9 protein-coding genes are annotated in these 13,654 nt (G+C 76.1%); 3 read left to right on the top strand and 6 right to left on the bottom strand.

Features of this window, described 5'->3' with window-relative positions; genetic code table 11:
- Nucleotides 1-15: 15 nt before the first annotated feature.
- Both BM242_RS23330 and BM242_RS23325 read right to left on the bottom strand, forming a co-directional pair.
- Nucleotides 16-1,203 carry a thiolase family protein gene (locus BM242_RS23330; RefSeq protein ID WP_093840886.1) on the bottom strand — a complete coding sequence of 396 codons (1,188 nt, stop codon included), beginning with the start codon at nt 1,201-1,203 and terminating at the stop codon, nt 16-18.
- A 90-nt stretch (nt 1,204-1,293) separates the two neighbouring features.
- Entirely contained in the window at nt 1,294-2,457 is a 1,164-nt protein-coding gene (locus tag BM242_RS23325; RefSeq protein WP_093840885.1) for an acyl-CoA dehydrogenase family protein, read from the bottom strand.
- A gap of 253 nt (nt 2,458-2,710) precedes the next feature.
- Between BM242_RS23325 and BM242_RS23320 the strand changes: the two genes are divergently transcribed.
- Together BM242_RS23320 and BM242_RS23315 are read left to right on the top strand one after the other, a co-directional pair.
- Nucleotides 2,711-3,373, top strand: a complete 663-nt coding sequence (locus BM242_RS23320; RefSeq protein ID WP_093840884.1) for a TetR/AcrR family transcriptional regulator — start codon at nt 2,711-2,713, stop codon at nt 3,371-3,373.
- A 135-nt stretch (nt 3,374-3,508) separates the two neighbouring features.
- On the top strand, nt 3,509-4,927 hold the full coding sequence (locus BM242_RS23315; RefSeq protein WP_093840883.1) for an aldehyde dehydrogenase family protein: 1,419 nt from the start codon (nt 3,509-3,511) through the stop codon (nt 4,925-4,927).
- A gap of 32 nt (nt 4,928-4,959) precedes the next feature.
- On the opposite strand, the gene BM242_RS23310 is transcribed toward BM242_RS23315, so the two are convergent.
- From BM242_RS23310 to BM242_RS23295, 4 genes are all read right to left on the bottom strand, one after another.
- Nucleotides 4,960-7,026, bottom strand: coding sequence for a metallophosphoesterase (locus BM242_RS23310; RefSeq protein ID WP_093840882.1), 2,067 nt, complete (start codon nt 7,024-7,026; stop codon nt 4,960-4,962).
- Nucleotides 7,023-11,159 carry an FtsK/SpoIIIE domain-containing protein gene (locus tag BM242_RS23305; RefSeq protein WP_093840881.1) on the bottom strand — a complete coding sequence of 1,379 codons (4,137 nt, stop codon included), beginning with the start codon at nt 11,157-11,159 and terminating at the stop codon, nt 7,023-7,025. The genes BM242_RS23310 and BM242_RS23305 overlap by 4 nt, the downstream gene beginning before the upstream one ends.
- Nucleotides 11,159-11,809, bottom strand: coding sequence for an SLATT domain-containing protein (locus BM242_RS23300; RefSeq protein WP_093840880.1), 651 nt, complete (start codon nt 11,807-11,809; stop codon nt 11,159-11,161). The genes BM242_RS23305 and BM242_RS23300 overlap by 1 nt, the downstream gene beginning before the upstream one ends.
- 230 nt (nt 11,810-12,039) lie before the next feature.
- Nucleotides 12,040-12,624, bottom strand: coding sequence for an NUDIX domain-containing protein (locus BM242_RS23295; protein WP_093840879.1), 585 nt, complete (start codon nt 12,622-12,624; stop codon nt 12,040-12,042).
- A 191-nt stretch (nt 12,625-12,815) separates the two neighbouring features.
- On the opposite strand from BM242_RS23295, the gene BM242_RS23290 reads away from it, so the two are divergent.
- Nucleotides 12,816-13,565 carry a VOC family protein gene (locus tag BM242_RS23290; RefSeq protein ID WP_245834435.1) on the top strand — a complete coding sequence of 250 codons (750 nt, stop codon included), beginning with the start codon at nt 12,816-12,818 and terminating at the stop codon, nt 13,563-13,565.
- Nucleotides 13,566-13,654: the final 89 nt, after the last annotated feature.

The raw sequence follows: 13,654 nt of genomic DNA, 5'->3' as shown, positions 1-13,654 counted from the left end.
GGCGGCCCGCTCCGCTCAGTCGCGGTCGACGAGCACGGCGGTGCCCTGGCCGACGCCGACGCACATGGTGGCCAGCCCGCGGCGGGCGCCGGTGCGCCGCATCCGGTGCAGCAGAGTGGTGAGAATGCGTGCCCCGGAGCAGCCCAGCGGATGCCCCAGCGCGATGGCACCGCCGTCCGGGTTGACCAGCTCCGGGTCGATGCCGAGCTGCCGCACGCAGGCCAGCGCCTGGGCGGCGAACGCCTCGTTGAACTCGGCCTCCTGCACCGAGGAGATGTCCCGGTCCAGCCGGGCCAGCACCCGCCGGGTGGCCGGGACCGGTCCCAGGCCCATCACATCCGGGTGCACCCCCGCGCTGGCGCCCGCCGCGTACCGGCCGAGCGGCTGCACGTCCAGCTCGCGCACGGCCGGCTCGCTGAGCAGCAGCAGGCCGGCGGCGCCGTCGTTCATCGGCGAGGAGTTGCCCGCGGTGACCGTGCCGCCCTTGCGGAACACCGGCCGCAGGCCGGCCAGCCGTTCCGCGCTGGTGTCCTCCCGGACGGACTCGTCGGCCGTGACCGTCACCCCGTCGGGGCGGACGACCGGCAGCAGCTCGGCGTCGAACCGGCCGTCCTTGCGGGCGGCGGCGGCCCGCCGGTGGCTGCGCAGGGCGAAGGCGTCCTGCTCCTCGCGGCCGACCGAGTGCCGCCGCGCCACCTCCTCGGCGGTCTCGCCCATGGAGAGCACCTGATGCAGTTCCTTCATCCGCGGATTGACCAGCCGCCAGCCGAGCCGGGTGTCGGCGGTGGGCATGGTGTGCGGCAGGGCCTCGTCGGGGCGGGGCAGCACGAACGGCGCGCGGCTCATCGACTCCGAGCCGCCGGCCAGCACGATGTCGGCCTCGCCGGAGGCGATGGCGCGGGCCGCGGTGGTGACCGCCTCCAGGCCGGAGGCGCACAGCCGGTTGACGGTGGCGCCGGGCACGGTCTCCGGCAGCCCGGCCAGCAGCACGGCCATCCGGGCCACATTGCGGTTGTCCTCCCCGGCCTGGTTGGCCGCGCCCCAGTAGACGTCGTCGATCCGGGCCGGGTCCAGTCCGGGGAGGTCGGCCAGCAGGCCGCGGATCACGGTGGCGGCCAGGTCGTCGGGCCGGACGGCGGACAGCGCGCCGCGCAGCCGCCCGATGGGGGTGCGGCGGGCGGCGGCGAAGTACACGGGACGCATCGTGATCTCCTCGGCGGCGGGACGGCGGCGGGACGGCGGCGGGACAGGGGTGGCGGGACGGTGACGGCGGGGGCCGGGGCGGCCGGCCGCTCAGAAGGCGCTGACGCCGGTCAGCGCGCGCCCGATGAGCAGCTTGTGGATCTGGCTGGTGCCTTCGTAGAGGGTCATCACCCGGGCGTCGCGCAGGTACTTCCCGACCGGGTACTCGTCGATGTAGCCGTATCCCCCGAAGACCTGGAGGGCGTTGTTGGCGGCGCGCACCGCCGCCTCACTGGCGTACAGCTTGGCGATGGAGGACTCGGTGGCGAACGGCTGCCCGCGGTCGATCAGACCGGCGGCCCGCCAGGTCAGCAGCCGGGCGGCGTCGGTGTCCACCCGGATGTCGCTGAGCAGCTCCTGCACCAGCTGGTGGGCGGCGATCGGCTTGCCGAACTGCCGCCGCTGGCCCGCGTACTCCACCGCGGCCTCCAGGCAGGCGCGGGCGATGCCCACGCACCCGGCCGCCACCGACATCCGGCCCTTGGCCAGCGCGGACATGGCCACCGTGAAGCCCTTGCCCTCGGCGCCGAGCCGGGCGCTGTCCGGCACCCGCACGGCGTCGAGGACGAGTTCCGCGGTGGGCTGGCCGCGCAGGCCGAGCTTGCCGTGCACGGTGCGGCGTTCCAGTCCGGGGCTGTCGGTGGGCACCAGGAAGGCGGTCACCCCCCGGTGCCCGGCCCGCTCCGGGTCGCTGCCGCCGGTGCGGGCGAAGACCAGGGCGAGATCGGCCCAGGTGCCGTTGGTGATGAACATCTTGGCGCCGCTGATCAGCCAGTCGCCGCCGTCGCGCACCGCACGGGTGGTGAGGTTCGCGGCGTCCGAGCCGGTGCCCGGCTCGGTCAGGGCGAAGCAGCCGAGCGCCTCGCCCGAGCAGAGCCGGGGCAGCCAGGCGCGCTTCTGCTCCTCGGTGCCATGGGCGGCGACCGATTTGGCGACCAGGCCGAGGGAGACCGAGACGATGCCGCGCACCGCCGAGTCGCCGCGGCCCAGCTCCTCCAGGACCAGGCAGTAGGCCAGGTGGTCGCCGCCGGAGCCGCCGTACTCCTCGGGCAGGGTCAGGCCCAGGAAGCCGAGCTTGCCCAGCTTGCCGACCACGGCCGGATCGACGGACTCGGCGCGGTCCCACTCGGCGGCGTGCGGTGCGATCTCGCGGTCGGTGAAGTCCGCGGCCAGCCGGCGGACGGCCGCCTGCTCCTCGCTCAGCTCAAGATTCATGCCGGGCCCCTCCGGAAGGCCGCCGGGCGGTCCGCCGGACCGGCCCGGTGCGTTTAACTAGCACTGCAAGTTTTCTGTTTCCGGACCCTACACGGGCGGCCCGCCCCGGGGAAGCCCCGCCCGCCCGGCCCCGCGGCCCCCGCGGCCGTGTAGCCTCCGCACCAGGCACGACGGACCACGGTGCACCGGCACCGGTGGCAGACGGCGTAGCGAAGCGGAGAGAAACAGGGAGAAACGGAGAGAAGGTGCGCACATGGGCCGGCCGCGCAGCCCGCTGCTGAGCCGCGAGCGCATCGTGGCCGCGGCGCTTCGGATCGTGGACGAGGAGGAGCTGTCCGCCCTCTCCACCCGCCGGCTCGCCGCCGAACTGGGTGTCAGCGGACCCTCGCTGTACAACCACTTCCGCACCATGGACGAGCTGGTGGACGCGGTCGCGGACAGCGTGCTGACCCAGGTCGACATCTCGATGTTCGGACGGCTGGCGTGGCGGGACGCGCTGCGCGAGTGGGCCCGCTCCTACCGGGCCGCGCTGGCCGCGCACCCGCATCTGGTGCCGGTGCTGGCGCGCGGACCGGGACGGCGGCCGGGCGCCCTGCGGCTGGCCGACGCGGTCTTCGGCGGGCTGGTCGAGGCCGGCTGGCCGCGCGCCCACGCCACCCGGATCGGCGCCCTGATGCGGTACTTCATCACCGGCTCGGCGCTGGGCTCGTTCTCCTCCGGCTTCCCGGCCGACGCCGGGGTGTACGCCGGGGCCTACCCGCATCTGGACCAGGCCCATCTGCTGGCCCGGCACCGGGAGGAGATCGACGAGGGCGCCTTCGAGACGGGCCTGGCGGCACTGCTGGACGGCCTGGAGATGCAGTACGCCCGGCTGGTCCGGCCCGCAGGCGGGGCCCCGGGGGACGCGGATGCGTGACCCCGGTCACGTCCCCGCCCCTTGCCCCGGACCGGCCGCCGGGCATTAACTACCACTGCTAGTTAATGTACTCCCCAGTAATACCAGCAATCGCAGCAATGGCAGCAATGGCACCGGCAACGGGAGCGACCACCCATGCAGGCTCACGAAGGACAGTACGTCGGCGGCGAGTGGCGGCCCTCCGCGGGCACCGAGGTCACCGAAGTGGTCAATCCGGCCACCGAGGAGGTCATCGCCACCGTGCCGCGCGGCACCGCGGCGGATGTGGACGCGGCGGTGACGGCGGCCGGCGAGGCGGCGCCCCGCTGGGGCGCCAGTACCCGCGAGGAGCGGCTGACCCGGCTCACCCGGCTCCGTGACGGCCTGGTGGCGCGGAAGGACGAGATCGCCCGCACGGTCACCGCCGAGCTGGGCTCCCCCATCCGGATCTCCGAACTGGTCCACGCCGGCACCCCGATCGCGGTCACCGACGCGATCCTGGAGGTGCTGGACGGTTTCCCCTTCGAGGAGAAGATCGGCAACTCGGTGGTGTACGCCGAGCCGGCCGGCGTGGTCGGGGCCATCACCCCGTGGAACTACCCGCTGCACCAGATCGTCGCCAAGGTGGTGCCGGCGCTGGCCGCCGGCTGCACCGTGGTGCTCAAGCCGGCCGACGACACCCCCCTGGTGGCCCGGCTGTTCGCCGAGATCGTGCACGACGCGGGCTTCCCCGCGGGAACGTTCAATCTGGTGACCGGTCCGGGCTCGGTGGTGGGCTCGGCCATCGCCGAGCACCCCGGCGTGGACATGGTCTCCTTCACCGGCTCCACCGCCGTGGGCCGCCGGGTCGGGGCCGCGGCCGGATCCGGCATCAAGCGGGTCTCCCTGGAGCTGGGCGGCAAGTCCGCCAATGTCGTCCTGCCCGGCGCCGACCTGGCCACCGCCGTCGCCCGCGGGGTCAACAACGCCTTCCTCAACGGCGGCCAGACATGCAGCGCCTGGACCCGGATGCTGGTCGCCGAGGCCGACCAGGAGCAGGCCGTGGAGCTGGCCGCCCGGGCCGCGGAGAAGTATCTGCCCGGCGACCCGGCCGACCCGGCCACCAGGCTCGGCCCGATGGTCAGCGCCGCCCAGCGCGACGACGTCCGCCGCTACATCGAGACCGGGATCAAGGAGGGCGCCCGGCTGGTGGCGGGCGGCCCCGAGGCGCCGCGGGGCGTCGGCCGGGGCCACTATGTGCGGGCCACCGTCTTCGCCGATGTCCGGCCGGACATGGTCATCGCCCAGGAGGAGATCTTCGGCCCGGTGCTGTGCATCATGCCGTACCGCGACGAGGAGCACGCCCTCGCCCTCGCCAACAGCACCTCCTACGGCCTCTCCGGCGCGGTCTGGGCGGCCGACCGGGAGCGGGCGGTGGCCTTCGCCCGGAGGATGGAGACCGGCCAGGTCGACATCAACGGCGGCGCCTTCAACCCGGCCGCCCCCTTCGGCGGCTACAAGCAGTCCGGCGTCGGCCGGGAACTCGGCAGGTTCGGCCTGGAGGAGTTCACCCAGCCCAAGTCGCTCCAGTTCTGAGCCGGGCGGCCGCTTCCGCCACTGCCCGCCGCTCAGGCGCCGTCCTCGCAGATCCGGCCGAGGGAGCACTCCTCCGCGGCACCCGGGCGGAAGGCCACCGCCGGGTCCGGGGTCCAGTGGCCGCCCCGGAGCCGGACGGTGCGCAGCGCCACGGTGTGCGCGCCGCCCTCGCGGGCCACGAACACCTCGTTGTAGCCGTTCTGTTCCTCGGTCTCGCCGCTGCCCAGGGCGGGGGCGCCGGCGATCCGCAGGGTCCACGGCGGCCCGCCGCCGAGCAGCCGCTCGGCGGCGGTGAACCCCAGATGGGTGTGCCCGTGCAGCACCAGCGCGGCGCCGGCGGCGGCCAGCGCCTTCTTGGCCTGCCCCGCGTTGACCACCCCGGAGTACGGCGCGATCTCCACCGACGGCACCGGCGACAGCGGATGGTGCAGCGCGGCCAGGGTGAGATACCCGGCCTCGGGGCTCAGCCGGTCCAGCACCCTGCGGACGACGATCCCCGGATCGTGCCGCCCGTAGCCCATCACCTCGCCGCGCACCTCCTGCGCCCCGCCCTGCGCGGCCCGAGCCGCGGCCCGGTCCCGGTCGAGATCGCTGGCGACCTCGCCGCCGGACTCGGCGCTGCCCAGCAGCGCCACCCGCAGCCCGGCCTCCGGGAAGGTGATGTACAGCCGCCGTTGGCCGTGGTCGGCGAGATGCAGGTCGGGGTGCGGGTACGCGGCGAAGGTGCGGGCGAACCACTCGTGCCGTGCCGCCAGCCGCTCGTCCAGCGCCAGGTCCCAGGAGACGTCGTGGTTGCCGCCGGTGAGCAGGACGCGCGGATCGCCGTCCCGCAGGTCCGGGTGGCCGGCCAGCAGCCCGGTCAGCTCGCGCAGCCAGGCCAGCGCCTGCTCGCCGTACTCGTCATAGGGCCGGTCGACCACATCGCCGGTCAAGATCACCAGGTGCGGGGCCCGGCCCTGGTCGGCGAGGAGCCGCAGATGGCCGAGATAGCTGTCCAGCGGCGAACCGGCCCCGGCCAGTGCGGCCAGCAACTGCCCGGTGCCCGAGGTGTCCTTGGCGTCCACGGTGGCCCGGAGCTCGCCGCCGTGATGCAGATCGGTGATGTGGTGGATGCGCAGCACCTCCGGCAGATGCCGCTCCAGCGCCGGGTCGTCGGCCAGGCCGTGCAGGGCCGCCGGTACCGCCCCCGCCGCGGTCCTGCTCTCCGCCGCCGTCTCCGTCTCCGGCACCTCCAGCCCGGCGCGCCGCCAGCGTCCGCGGCGCAGCCCGGCCCGGTGCCCGGCGGTCAGTCCGTTGCCGAACCACTGGTCGATGTACTGGTGGCGCTGCTCCGCCTCGGCACAGGCGGCCCGCGCCAGGCCGCGCAGATCGGTGCGCAGATGCGCGTGGGTCTCGGCGGTCTGGAGCATCAGCTCCAGCAGGAACGGGGTGCGCAGCCAGCCGGGGGCCCGCTGCCTCAGCCCGGCCACCAGGGCGGGCGCCCAGCCGGGGGCCCGGGCGGCCAGCCTTGCGCACTCCTCGTCGTCCAGCTCCGGCGGCCACAGCAGGTCACGGGGCGCGTCCGCGGCCAGATGCGGCGTCAGCAGGGCGTGTTCGGCGGGGGTGGCGAAGAGCACCGGGACGGCGCCGGCCGCCCGGAGCGCCGCCAGGCCGCCGACCAGCACGGCCGGGGACACGGCACCGGCTCCCCGGGCCCCGGCGGGCCAGGCCAGTGCCGGCTCGTCGATCAGCACCAGGGTGTCCTCGGGGAGTTCCGGGGCGCCGGGGGCACCCAGCAGGCAGCCGAGGCCGGCCCGGGTCACCGACAGCGGGGACCGCAGATCGACCCGCACGGTCCCGGCACCGCCCCCGGGCGCGTTCCCGGCAGTGTTCCCGGCAGTGTTCCCGGCGGAGTTCCCGGCCGCGGTCCCCGCCCGGGTGTGCTCCACCGCCCGGGCCAGCCAGGTCTTGCCGGACCGGCGCGGCATGATCACCAGCCAGGCGTCGGCATTCGGCTGTTCCGCCTCGACCAGCGGCCGGGACCAGGCGGGCACCCGCCCGTCGGCGAAACGGATGTCCAGGTCGGGCCGGTAGGCGCGGCTCGGCCGGAAGACGGTCATGGGCGCAGCTCCCCGTCGCGCAGCGAAGTCCGGTTGCGGGCTATCCAGTGCAGGAACGGCCGGTCGTCCAGCCATTGGTCGCCGGGGCGCAGCAGGCCGGCCTCCCGCAGGTCGTTGCGCTGGGCCGGGGTGGCGTCGGCAGGCGCCCGGCCCGGCTCGCGCAGCAGGGCGGCCCGGCCGGCCGCACCGATCTCGGCCCAGCGGGCCTCGAAGTGCCCGGTCCAGCCGTCCAGCAGCGCGCGCACACAGATGTGCTCCAGCGCCGCCGGATCCTCCAGCGGCCGGTCGTCCCCGCCCTGCACCGCCCGCACCACGGCATCCCCCATCACCTGCACATAGAACGGCCAGGTGCCGACCAGGTCCAGGATGGCCGCGGCGACGCCGTCCGGCGCCAGATCCACCCCCAGGTTGGCGGCGGTGACGGTGAGGAAGTCCAGCGCGTCCCGGTGGTTCAGCGGCCCCAGCGGCCGGGTGGCGACATCGTTGCCGAAGCTGGAGCCCGGCCAGGTCAGCGCCCAGCGGCTGACGGTCTGCCAGTCCTTCTCGGTGCCGGTGTACAGCACCCAGGCGCCGTGCTGGCCCAGGTCCCGCAGCCAGGAGACGGCGGCCGGGTGGTAGTGCCGCAGCCGGCCCGCCTCGTCCAGCAGATAGGCGGGGCGGGCGCTGCCGGTGCGCCGCCCGGCCTTGTCCAGCAGCGCCTCGGCCGGGTACGCGGCGCCGCGGACCTCCCGGTCCAGCAGCCGGGCCAGTTCGTCGGGGGTGTCCACGCCGCCCTGCGGGTGCGGCACGGTGATCCGGTGGATCTCGGCCTCGCCGTCCTCCCGCAGCCGCTGCCACAGCTCGCCCAGCACCCAGGTCTTGCCCGCCCGGCGCGGCCCGAGCAGCGCGACCGGGGTGCCGGTGACGTGCCGGTCGCGCAGCCAGGCCAGCACGTCCTCCCGGCCCACCGGCCGCCCGGTGCCGCCGCCCACATGGAACCGAGACAGCTCCGGGGCGTCCACCGAGAACGGCCGCAGCGCGGCGGGCACCTCCCGGTCCCGCTCCCGGGCCGCCGCCGCCAGCCCGGCCAGCGCGTCGCCCTGCCCGGAGCTGGACGGCGCGCCGGACAGCACGGCGATCTGCACCGCCCGCCCGCTCTCCGGGAGAACGCCCCGGCCCGGCACCATGTCCAGGGGCAGCAGGCGGGGGCTGAGCTTCTCCCCGGCATAGCGCTTGCGGTTGTCCAGCCGCAGCAGCAGCGTCCGGGTGCCGGCGGTGCGCAGCGCCGGGTCGTCCAGCACCGTCGGGTCGCCGGTGAGGACCGGGCAGATACCGACCCGCGGGCCCTCCCGCAGCACCGTGCGCAGATCGTGCGCGACCGGGCCGCCCAGCGCGGCGATCTCGCCCCAGTCGTCGATCAGCAGCAGCACCTGCGGCATCCTGCGCCGCGGCGTGGCGTCCTGGTTGTACAGGACCACTTCGCCCCAGCGGCCCCGGGCCAGCCGCTCCTGGCGCTCCCGCACCGTGCCGACCAGGCGCCGCGCCAGCCGCGCCAGCGGTTCGCGCTGATGGGTGGTCACCACGGCGCCGCAGTGCGGGAGCGCGGCCAGCCCGCGCAGCCCGCCCCGGCTGCCGTCCACCCCGTACAGGTGCACCTCGGAGCTCCGGTACCGGCGGGCCACCGCCGCCGCCAGGGTGCGCAGCAGATGGGACCGGCCGCTGCCCAGGTCGCCGGCCACCACCAGGCCGGCGTCGGCGCCGAGCCGGAGCGTCAGGGGCCGCATCGCCTGTTCCTCGGGCGCGTCCTCCAGCCCGAACGGCACGGGAAGCACCCCGGAGACCTCCGGCGCCCCGCCGGTGTCCGGCAGCGACTCCAGGGTCACCAGATCCGGCAGCGGCGGCAGCCAGGGCGAGACGGGCCGGGGCCCGCCCGTCAGCCGCCATGCCCGGCCCAGCTCCCCCACCAGCCGGCGCAGCCGGATGTCGGCGGCGGCGTCCGGCACCGCGCCGCCCGCTGCGGCCGGTGCGCGCGGCGGGGCGGAGACGGAGGTGACCACCGCGCCGGGCCGCTCCCGGGGGAGGGGCCGGGCGACGGGGACGGCGAACCGCACCACCCGGGGCGGCTCCGCACCGGTCCGGACATAGGCCAGACCGGGCTGGGCGGCGGGGAGGGATGCCGCCTCGGCGAGACCGACGGCGGCCACCCCGTCCCCCGGCTCGGCGACGCGGAGCGCGATCCGCAGCCCGGCCAGGTCGCGCACCGCGTCCGGCAGGGCGGCCGGCCGCCGGGTGGCCAGCGCCAGATGCATGCCCAGGGCGGGTCCCCGCCGCATGATGCCGGCCAGGCCGGCGACGAAACCGGGGTGCTCGGCGGCCAGACCGGCGAATTCGTCCACCACCACGACCAGCCGGGGCAGCGGCGGGAGGGCGGGAGGGCGGGCCGCGATGTCCCAGACGCCCGCCTCGCCGAGCAGCCGCTCACGGCGGCGCAGTTCGGCGCCGAGGGCGCGCAGCCCGCGGTCGGCCAGATAGTCGTCCAGATCGGTGACCAGGCCCACGGAGTGCGGCAGCGCCGCCAGTTCGCGGAAGGCCGGGCCGCCCTTGTAGTCGATCAGCAGCACGTTCAGCCGCTCGGGACTGTACGCCCGGGCCAGCGCGGTGACCCAGGTGCGCAGCAGCGTGGTCTTGCCGGACCAGGGGGCGCCGGCCACCAGCGCGTGCCGGCCCTTGCCGAGCAGGTCCAGCTCGACCGGCCGGCCGGCCATGGTGGCCACCGGGGCGGGGGCCCAGCCCGGGGGGCGGCGCCACTCCCGGGCGATCCGGTGGCCGTCGAAGCCGTCCGCCCCGTAGAGGTCCAGCAGGTCGGCGCGGGTGCCGACGAGCGGGCCGGGCAGCGGCAGGCCGTGGTCGCGCAGCGGGGCCAGGGCACGCGCGGTCTCGTCCAGCCAGTCCTGGCCGGCGCCGTCCGGGCTTGCCGCCAGCCAGGGCGGAGCGGCGCGGGTGCCGGTCCGGAACGTCATGCCGGTCCCGTCCAGGGTGACCACGGTCCGGCACTCCTCCGGCAGGGGTCCCGCTCCGACCAGCACGAACCGGACGCCGGCCGGCGGGCCCTCGCGCAGCAGCCGGGGCAGCAGGCCCGCGGGCGCCTCCCCGCCCGGCTCGTGGCGCAGCACCACGACCAGCTCGGGCCCCGGTCCGGGGCGGTCCCCGCGGTCCTGCCGCAGCCGTTCGCCGATGAGCGTCTCCAGTTCGGCGAGCTGCTCGGCCGCGCCGTCCGCCCCGAAGGTGACCTGCGGCAGGCCCCGGTGCGCCGCCCGGGCGGCGGGCAGGAATCTGGCGAAGGACCAGCGGGGCTCGTCCCGCCACCCGCCCAGCAGCCGGATCACCGCCTCGGACGGTGGATGCAGCAGGGCGGTCTGGGCGACCAGCCAGGCGGCCAGGGCATCGGCCGCGGCCGGCGCCCCGGTGATGCCCAGCACCGCGCAGCGCCGCAGATCGACCAGCACCGGGAACCGGTCGGTGCCGGGGCCGTCGCCGGTTCCGGCGGCCACCCGCCCGGTGCCCAGCCGCAGCCACAGGAAGTCGGCGTCCTCCCGCCGCCGCTGCCACAGCCGCCGCCCCTTGCGCAGCGTCTGGGCGAGCAGCCGCTCCGGACCGGGATGGGTCTCCCGCAGGACCGTCCCCAGGTGGTCGAGCCCGTCGGGCGGCCCGGTCATGAAGTGGCCGACGTCCAGGCCCCGGTGCAGCGGGGAGAGCAGCGCCGGTCCCGTGCCGCCGCCCTCGGGCCCGGCCGGCTCCCGGGGATGCCGCGGCGGCCCGTTGAACACCTGCCTGCCGCCGCGTTCCTGGATCAGACAGCTCTCCCGGAAGGCCGCCGCCTCGGCCTCGCCGATCCGGCGGGGGCGGGCGCGCGGCGGGCCGCCGGGGGCGCCGCCCAGCCGGATGCGGCAGCCGTCGCGCAGGGGGGAGTCGGCCAGCGGCAGATCGCCCGGGAGCGGTGAGCCGTCCTCGCCGCGCAGCCCGGTGCCGGGCGGTATCGCCAGGTGCCGGGCGATCCGGTCGGCGACCAGCGTGAGCGGGGCGTCCTCGTCGGCCTCCAGCAGCAGGTCGTGCTCGGTGCCGTCCGGGAGGACGACGGTGAGCAGGCGGCCCATCAGCGTTCGCCGGCGGCGGTGGGCAGGGGCGCGCCGGCGGCGTTCTGGAGCTGCTGCGTGGAGGACTCGAACTCGGCGCGCCAGGTGGCCGTCTCGTGCTCGACCTGGTCCCGCACGGCGGTGACCAGGCCGGTGATCAGCTCCAGCCGGGCGGCCACCGTGGCCTCGGCGAGTTCGTCCCCGGCGGCGGCGGTGGCCAGGGCCTGCCGGGTCCAGGCCAGCCGGAACTCGCTCAGCGCGCGCTGCAGGGCCTGCGCCGCGGTGATGTCGCGCATCCAGCCGGTGGACAGCCCGAAGAAGTAGTCGTAGCCCTTGCCTCCGGCGGCCACCGCCAGCAGCACATAGCCCCAGCCCTGGACGCCTCCCCCGGCGGCGGCCGTGGCCAGCGGCAGCGCGGCTCCGGCGACGGCCAGCACCACGGTCAGGGCGCGGATCGCCTTGCACTGGAGGCGCTTGGCGCGCTTGTCGCGGAAGAACCACTCGATGGCGGTCTCGGTCTCCTGCTCGGCCCACTCCCGCAGGGTGAGCATCGCCTGCCGGCGGTCCTCCGGGGTGTCCAGCACCAGGGCGGGGAAGGGCCTCAGGCGCAGATCGCGTCTGTGCCCTCTCCGGCCGCCGGTCGTGGCCCCCCGGGCCGTCCGATCCGCCATCAGCAGCCTCCGACGCACGGCGATGTTGTTTCCCCCGAGGCTAGCGCGTCGGCCGATCTCCCGGACACCGCTGTGGACTTCGGCGTCCGCGCCCTCGGCGTGGCCCGTGACGGCGGAGCGGCCGGCCGCTCACCCCGTCCGTGTTGCGCGGTGCCCGCGTATCCCGCAGGGCGGGGACGGCACCGGCCCGCCGGTTCCGCCGGCGCCGCACGCGCGGCGGGCACCGCGGCTCAGGTGTAGTGGCCGGCGAACCAGTTGGCGGCGGCGCGGGTGTGCAGGGGGAAGGTGAGGGGGCCGCCGGGGGCCGGGAGGAGCTGCCAGCCCGCGGTCTCCCCGGTGGGCCGGGACGGCGGCAGGGCGGCGGCGTCCCGCTCCGGCAGCAGGCCGAAGACCAGCAGGTGGCCGTCGTCGGAGCTGAGCACGTCGGCCAGCCGGACCTCCTCCGCCCGGGCCGGGATGCCGGTCTCCTCGGCCAGTTCCCGGACCACCGCCCCGCGCCAGTCCTCGCCGTGATCGACGAAGCCGCCGGGCAGCGCCAGCCCGCCGCGCCGCACACCGGCGGTGCGGCGGATCACGATCAGGCCGGGCCCGGCGGAGTCCGCGGAGCGCACCGGCACCAGGGCGACGGCCACCGGCAGCGGATTGCGGTAGCTGGTCCGGCCGCAGTGGGCGCAGGTGCGGGGCCAGCCCGCCTCCGGCGGGAAGGCGCCGCCGCACCAGCCGCAGTGCGCATCGCGGGCGGACCCCCGGGCGGCCGGGGCGGCGGGGACGGCGGAGACGGCGGAGACGGCGGGAGTGGCGTCGGCAGCGGGCATTCCCGGAGAGTAACCCGGCCGGCCCGGAACGCGTGACCGAATTGAGGAGCATCGTTCGGGCGGGTGGCTCGTTGTCCACGGTGGCGGCCCGGCGGATTCGGGCGGAGGGTGTGTAGGAGAGCGAAAGACGCTCGGGAGAGGTGACGGCGTTGACGGTGACAGCGCGTGGGCTGCAGGGAGCACCCTGTTGGGTGAGCCTGACGGCGCACGACCTGAAGGACATCCAGGGTTTCTATGCGAACGTCCTGGGCTGGGAGTACGAGCCCGCCCTGGACGGGCTCGGCGGAGGCTATGCGGTGGCCCGGTCGGTGGACGGGGCCCAGGTGGCGGGCCTGGGCACCACCGGCGAGACCAAGGGGCTCCCGGCCGCCTGGACGGCCCACTTCGTGGCCGACAGCGTGGATGTGGTGGCCTCCCGCATCCGGGAGCGCGGCGCCACGGTGGCGGTGGGCCCGATCGACTTCGGCGACGGCCGGGCGGCCTGGGCGGCCGATCCCGGCGGGGCGTCGTTCGTGGTCTGGGAGGGGCCGGTGGATCCGGCCTGGTACGAGCGGCGCGGCCAGGGCACCTGCACCTGGCTGGAACTGCGCACCCGGGATCCGTTCGACTCGGCCCTGTTCTACGGCGGGGTCTTCGACTGGGAGGCCCAGGGGCCGGAGAATCTCGACGTGCGCTACCAGCACGACCGGGTGGTGCTGTGGATCGCCGGGCGGGCGGTGGCCGGGCTGTACGGCGGCGGAGTGCAGGCGGCGCCGGACCCGCATCTGCGCCCGCAGTGGCATGTGTACTTCTCGGTCGGCGATGTGGACGAGGCCGCCCTGCGGGCGGAGAAGGCGCACGGCACGGTGGTCACCGCGCCGCACGACACCCCGTTCGGCCGGGCGGCGGGAATCCGGGACCCGGAGGGCGGGCTGTTCCATGTGATCGCCGACCACCCGTAACAACCCGTGACAGCCCGTGACCGGGACGCCGGCGGCGCGCGGCAGCAGCCCGTCGCCGGCGTCCCGTTCGGCCCCCGCGCGCCCGAAGT

The organism is Streptomyces aidingensis (genome assembly GCF_900112355.1).
Classification (GTDB): domain Bacteria; phylum Actinomycetota; class Actinomycetes; order Streptomycetales; family Streptomycetaceae; genus Streptomyces; species Streptomyces aidingensis.
This window is presented reverse-complemented; position numbering and strand designations above follow the sequence as displayed.